This is a genomic window from Jannaschia seosinensis (assembly GCF_001408515.1).
Classification (GTDB): domain Bacteria; phylum Pseudomonadota; class Alphaproteobacteria; order Rhodobacterales; family Rhodobacteraceae; genus Jannaschia; species Jannaschia seosinensis.
The window spans coordinates 1-5,895 of the sequence record NZ_CYPR01000204.1; the positions used below are offsets into that span (position 1 = coordinate 1).

Consider the following 5,895-nt stretch of genomic DNA (forward strand, 5'->3'; position numbering starts at 1 on the left):
TGGAGGAATCGAGAACGCCAACATCTTCTGAACGCTGTCGCGCGAAATCCCGAAGTGATGCGCCGCCGCCCGCTGGCTCATGCCCTCCGCACAGGCCAATCGCACCTTACGATACAAGTCCACGGTGAAAATCCTCCCGCCCTCCCTGCCGCCAGAGAGGGTAAAGGTGGACGACTTTTACGCCGCCCGCAGCAGGCTCATCCCGCCGCTACCGTGGCAGACTTTTGCACCGCCGTTCTCACGTGGAACGCGCTCATCGCAATCCCGGAGCGGGTCGCCTCGATAACCTCCCGAGATTGGGCGAAGGTCAGCGGATGATGCCGTTGGTATCAGAGACAGGGTATCGGGCGCTCAAGAGGTGGCCAGACGACTAAAATCCACCTCCGCTGCAATGCGTGGGGCCTTCCAATGCGCACCGACGTGACGCCAGGCCAGACCTCCGACCACAAGGGCTTCGACCTCGTCATGGGCGACGACCTTCCCGCGCCGGGGGCGCTGCTTGCCGACAAGGGCTATGACGCGGACCGCATCCGCGACTGGGCCGAAGCCCGCGATACGATCCCGGTAATCCCCATGCGCCGACATCGCAAGGCCCGCGCGGGCGTCGACCGCACGCTCTACGCGCTGCGCAACCTCGTGGAGCGCTGCTTCGGCCGCCTCAAGAACGCCCGCCGCGTCGCCACCCGCTACGACAAGACCGTCGCCAGCGTCCTCGGCTTCGTCGACGTCGCCTGCATCCGCTTATGGACATGGCGTTTTGTCAACACAGCCTAGAGCGGCCGCATCGTCGGCGACCTTGCGAAATGCTGCAACCTTACGCTCGCACATGCCCATCGGCAGCCACATGCAGCCCGCGCAAATCCTCGCGAGGTCCTTCGGTACCACGCGGTCACGCACCCGCTCGAGACATTCGCCCCAACTCAACGTGTCACCCACGGCGATGCCGAGGATGTCCGCATGGGCGGCGTCGAGTTCCTGGATCTGAGGGTCTTTTTCGCAGCCGAGACCTCGGCGGGACGGGCAGGGGGCGCAGATCGCGTCGGCCTCGCCCGTGATCTCGATCGGGGTTTCCCGTCCGCCGGGCGCGCGTAGTGTGCCGTACACGAGGTTCCCCATATTGGCGATGAACGCGTCGTCATAACCTTCACCCTCGAAGCCGATCGAGCAGAGGACGTGATGTGGGCGCATGCGAAGGGTCATGAGGGCGGACATTCGGTAAATAGATGCCGTCGGGCAAGCCCTGAAAGCCGCAAAAGCGCTATTCTGCGGCCTTCATTGCGAAGCCGCGCTCCAGCTGATCGGCGGGCACGACTGGGTAATCACCAGAGAAGCAGGCGTCGCAATATTGCGGCGCGTCCGGGTCGCGACCGCGCGCCTCCCCCACGGCACGGTAGAGGCCGTCGAGCGAAATGAAGCGCAGCGAGTCGACCTGCAGATGGTCCCGCATCTCGTCCTCGGTCATGGTCGCCGCCAGCAGCTTTTCGCGTTGCGGCGTGTCCACACCATAGAAACACGGCCACGCCGTCGGCGGACTGGCGATGCGGAAATGAACTTCGGCCGCACCGGCATCAAGGATCATCTCCTTGATCTTCCGGCTGGTCGTGCCGCGCACCACGCTGTCATCGACGAGGATCACACGTTTGCCACGGATCAGCGCGCGGTTCACGTTCAGCTTGAGGCGCACCCCCATGTTGCGGATGCTCTCGCTCGGCTCGATGAAGGTCCGACCGACATATTGGTTGCGAATGATCCCCATGGCGTAGGGAATGCCGGACTCCAGACTGTAGCCGATCGCCGCCGGGGTGCCAGAATCCGGGACCGGGCAGACGACGTCTGCCTCGACCGGCGACTCCTTGGCCAGTTCTCGCCCGATCGCCTCACGCGTCTCGTAGACCGACCGCCCCCCGAGGATGGAGTCGGGGCGGCTGAAATAAACGTGCTCGAAGATGCAGAAGCGCGGCCGCGCCGGCTCGAACGGACGATGCGAAGTGACCTTGTCTTCAGTGATGACAACCATCTCGCCCGGTTCGACTTCGCGCAGGAAGGTCGCCCCGATGATGTCGAGCGCGCAGGTCTCGGATGCGAGGCACCAGCCATCGCCGACCTGCCCGATCACCAGCGGTCGTACGCCCAACGGATCGCGCACACCGATAAGCTTCGTGCGCGTCATCGCGATGACGCTGAACGCGCCCTCGACCCGGCGCAGCGCGTCCTTCATCCGCTCGGGGATGTTACGCTGCAGAGAGCGCGCCATCAGGTGGATGATGCATTCGCTGTCAGAAGAGGACTGGAAGATGGAGCCCCGCTCGATCAATTCCCGGCGGAGCGCATCAGCGTTGGTGATGTTGCCGTTGTGGGCGATGGCCGCGCCGCCCATGGCGAATTCACCGAAAAACGGCTGCACGTCGCGGATCGCGGTCGCCCCCTTCGACCCGGACGTAGAGTAGCGGACGTGACCGATTCCGATCGGGCCGGGCAGGGTATCCATAACATCTTGGCTGGTAAAGTTATCGCGGACATAGCCGAAGCGGCGCACGGAGTTGAAACCTTGGTCGGGGTCGTGAACGACGATGCCGCCAGCTTCCTGCCCGCGGTGCTGCAATGCGTGCAGCCCGAGAGCGGTAAAATTCGCGGCCGACGACACGCCGACTACACCGAAGATGCCGCATTCCTCGCGTAGCTTGTCGTCGTCGGGGCCGGTATCGAACGGGTTGGAAAGCCAGTCAGTCATCGAGGCGCTTCCTCGTGAGGGGACGTTTGAGCCCACATAGGCCCCGCCGCGTTACATGTCACCCTTCTGTCACGAAAGTGAACAGTAGTGTCATTGCGTCGGCACAAGAGTGGCGTCGGCGTCGGGCACGGCCTCGAGCGACTCGACCGGAGCGCCGCATTCGCCGACCAGCCCCTCGTAGCGTGTCACGATCCATCCAGGCGCGTCCTCGGGGATTTGCTGCTCGATATTGGCCTGCGCACGGCCAAAAATCACGGCGGAGCGGCTTGCCTCGATGGCAGGGACGCCGTCGGAGACGGTGACGCGGTCGTACACCACAAAGGCGACCGCCACGAGGAGGATTCCCCGCAGGACACCGAAGATGAAGCCGAGCCCCCGATCGAACGGCCCAAGAACCGAATCGCGCACCGCGCCCGAAAGGAGCGGCGTGAAGAAGCTGAGCACGACCAGCGCCAGAGCGAAGACTAGCGCAAAGGCCGCGATGATCGCCAATTCGCAGGAATCGCCGAGGATGTCGCCGAGGAATGGCACTTCGCGGACCAGAGGCTCGGCCGTCGCGGCGAAGGTGAATGCGACGATTGCCGCAACGATCCAGCCGGCAATGGCCATTGTTTCGCGCACCAGGCCGCGCGAATAGGCGAGGATCGCGGAGATGATGATGATCGCCGCGACCGCTGCGTCGACGTAGGTGAAGCCGTCCATGTCCGTCCTTGTCTCGTGACCTCAACCGGCGCCAAAGACCTCGCCCACGAGCGTGGCCAGATCCGGCAGCAGCCGCAGGGACATTTCCCCCGCATCGCCCGTCTTACAGCCCTTGGGGGCCATCGCGGCGGTAAAACCAAGTTTGGCCGCCTCTTTCAACCTGTTTTCGGCCTGCGCGACCGGGCGCAGCGCACCCGACAGCGACAGCTCGCCGAAGACCACCGTCTCGGGCGGCACACCTGCATCTTCGCGCGCCGAAAGAAGCGCGCAAGCCACGGCGAGGTCGGCCGCCGGCTCGGAGATCCGGATACCGCCGGCCACGTTGAGATAGACGTCGAGTCCGGCGAACGTGATCCCGGTCCGCGCCTCCAGTACGGCAAGGATCATGCTCAGGCGCGAGCCGTCCCAGCCGACCACGGCCCGCCGCGGCTGACTGAGCTGTGACGGCGCGACAAGTGCCTGGATCTCCACCAGAAGCGGCCGCGTCCCCTCGATCCCGGCGAAGACGACGGAGCCTGGCGCGGGCGCATCCCGGTCGCCCAGAAACAGCGCCGACGGGTTTGCCACCTCGGCCAGACCCGCGCCCGTCATCTCGAAGACGCCGATCTCGTCGGCGGGACCGAACCGGTTCTTGACGGCGCGCAGGATGCGGAACTGATGGCCCCGCTCCCCCTCGAAATAGAGGACCGTGTCGACCATGTGCTCGACCACGCGGGGACCGGCGATCTGGCCCTCCTTTGTGACATGGCCGACAAGAACCACCGACGTCCCGAACCGCTTTGCGAAGGAGGTCAATTCATGCGCCGAGGCACGGACCTGACTGACGGAGCCGGGCGCGCTGTCCACGGTGTCCGCCCACATCGTCTGAATCGAGTCGATGATGGCGAGGTCCGGTTTCTCCGCCTCGAGAGTGGTGAGCACGTCGCGCAGGTTCGTTTCGGCGGCAAGTTTGACCGAGGAATGCCCGAGGCCCAGACGCTGCGCCCGCATCCGCACCTGCGCGGTCGCCTCCTCCCCCGAGACGTAGACGACCTTGTTGCCGGCATCCGCGAAGGCGGCGGCCGCCTGCAATAGAAGAGTCGATTTGCCGATCCCCGGATCGCCGCCCACAAGCGTCGCCGAGGCGGGAACAAGGCCTCCGCCCAAAACGCGGTCCAGCTCCGACATGCCCGAAAGAGTGCGCGGCGGCGGCGCTTCCTCGGTCGCAAGATCGGTCAGCGCCATGCGCCGCCCCTTGGCGGTGCCAAGTGATTTCTTCGACGGCCCCTGCGACAGCGGGATTTCCTCCTGCAGGGTGTTCCACGCCCCGCAACCGTCGCAACGACCGGTCCACTTCTTGTGGGAGGCTCCGCAATCGGAGCAGACGAACTGAGTGACGGGTTTGGCCATGTTCTCTATTTGGTCTCATCTGGAGCGAGGCGCAAGGCTTGTCGTGCCGGGCTACGGAGGAGACGTGCGCGAGCCGCCAAAGTGGGTGATCATTAGGAGGGGAGCGTCCGCAAAAATCCGGAGCGGGATAAGCCCGGAGCTACTTCTCCAAGGCAATGCTCTGGAGCTTAAGTGGCATAACCGGATTCTGAAGAAGTCAATTTGGAAGGACGTTTTTCCTGTCGCCACGGTTTTGAGGCCGGCCTCGCACGGGTGCGAACCCGGCGCTTGGGCGGCTTTGTTTGTCAGACAGCTAGCCCGCATAATTCATGAAGCTGCGGACTTGTGCTCCGTGGGATGGTTTCCCCGGTCTCGGTTTTCTTGCGCGCACCCGGTGTTTGCGTCCGGTTGGCATGCCGGCCGGTGACTTGGGTCTTGGGCGATACGGGTTGATGTTTCTGGGTTTGTCGGGGCGCTTGCGTCAGGCTGTTTTCGGTGGGGCAAGGGCGTCGAAGAGAAGGAGGAGAAGTCCCTTTCGGGGACACGAAGCCGGCAGGGTCACGATGATCCGGGTCTTCTTTTCGACGATGGTGGCGGCCAGTTTGACGAGATGCAGCCGCAGCGTGTCGAACTGGGCGCGGCGCCACGGTGAGCGCTTCGGGCAAGCCGCGCGGAGCTTCCACCAAATCCAGTAGGCGCAGCCGTGCAGCATCAGGCGCATCTGGTTGGCGTTCACCTTCGAGCACGACGTCCGGTCTGCTGCGAGGTGGGCCTTCCACGCCTTGATGTGGTTCTCGGCCTGGCCGCGGGCGGAGTAGATCTTCTCGTAAAGGTGCTTACCGCGACCGCCCTCGAGGTTGGTGACGATGTAGCGGGTGTCCCGACCCATGGGACCAACCTCGACGCGGGCGATGACGCGGCGGGGTTTCGACCACGAGCGGGCTGCGTAGGAGAAGGTTTTGAACCGGCGCAGCTTCTGGCCCGGCGTTCGGGCGTAGCGCGCCGCTGTCGATGCCTCCAATGCCGAGATGTTCCGCGCCAGACGGCCGTTCTTTGACAAACCAAAGACATAGCGCAGCCCGAGCCTGTCACAC

6 protein-coding genes and 1 pseudogene are annotated in these 5,895 nt (G+C 64.5%); 1 reads left to right on the plus strand and 6 read right to left on the minus strand.

Annotated elements, in window-relative coordinates; all coding sequences use genetic code 11:
* Nucleotides 1-123, minus strand: a 123-nt coding sequence (locus tag JSE7799_RS20660; RefSeq protein ID WP_144431750.1) for a helix-turn-helix domain-containing protein, incomplete at its 3' end; no start/stop codon positions are given.
* Nucleotides 124-333: 210 nt separating this feature from the next.
* On the opposite strand from JSE7799_RS20660, the pseudogene JSE7799_RS15465 reads away from it, so the two are divergent.
* Nucleotides 334-774: pseudogene (locus JSE7799_RS15465) on the plus strand (IS5 family transposase); the annotation flags it as partial.
* On the opposite strand, the gene JSE7799_RS15470 reads toward JSE7799_RS15465, so the two are convergent.
* The 5 genes from JSE7799_RS15470 to JSE7799_RS15490 all read right to left on the minus strand — a co-directional run.
* The gene (locus JSE7799_RS15470) at nucleotides 742-1,212 is read right to left on the minus strand and encodes a DUF1284 domain-containing protein (RefSeq protein ID WP_245624910.1); all 471 of its coding nucleotides are present in this window, start codon (nucleotides 1,210-1,212) and stop codon (nucleotides 742-744) included. The pseudogene JSE7799_RS15465 and the gene JSE7799_RS15470 overlap by 33 nt on opposite strands.
* A gap of 46 nt (nucleotides 1,213-1,258) precedes the next feature.
* The gene (gene purF / locus JSE7799_RS15475; RefSeq protein WP_055664416.1) at nucleotides 1,259-2,731 is read right to left on the minus strand and encodes an amidophosphoribosyltransferase; all 1,473 of its coding nucleotides are present in this window, start codon (nucleotides 2,729-2,731) and stop codon (nucleotides 1,259-1,261) included.
* Nucleotides 2,732-2,821: 90 nt separating this feature from the next.
* Nucleotides 2,822-3,433, minus strand: coding sequence for a CvpA family protein (locus JSE7799_RS15480; RefSeq protein ID WP_055664417.1), 612 nt, complete (start codon nucleotides 3,431-3,433; stop codon nucleotides 2,822-2,824).
* A gap of 21 nt (nucleotides 3,434-3,454) precedes the next feature.
* Nucleotides 3,455-4,822 carry a DNA repair protein RadA gene (gene radA / locus JSE7799_RS15485; RefSeq protein WP_055664418.1) on the minus strand — a complete coding sequence of 456 codons (1,368 nt, stop codon included), beginning with the start codon at nucleotides 4,820-4,822 and terminating at the stop codon, nucleotides 3,455-3,457.
* A gap of 460 nt (nucleotides 4,823-5,282) precedes the next feature.
* On the minus strand, nucleotides 5,283-5,895 hold a 613-nt coding region (locus JSE7799_RS15490), incomplete at its 5' end, for a transposase (RefSeq protein WP_144431751.1).

Bases quoted from the DNA above. Each gene is read 5' to 3' on its own strand.
- JSE7799_RS15470 (WP_245624910.1), bottom strand. From the start codon at position 1,212: ATGTCCGCCCTCATGACCCTTCGCATGCGCCCACATCACGTCCTCTGC.
- purF (WP_055664416.1), bottom strand. From the start codon at position 2,731: ATGACTGACTGGCTTTCCAACCCGTTCGATACCGGCCCCGACGACGAC.
- JSE7799_RS15480 (WP_055664417.1), bottom strand. From the start codon at position 3,433: ATGGACGGCTTCACCTACGTCGACGCAGCGGTCGCGGCGATCATCATC.
- radA (WP_055664418.1), bottom strand. From the start codon at position 4,822: ATGGCCAAACCCGTCACTCAGTTCGTCTGCTCCGATTGCGGAGCCTCC.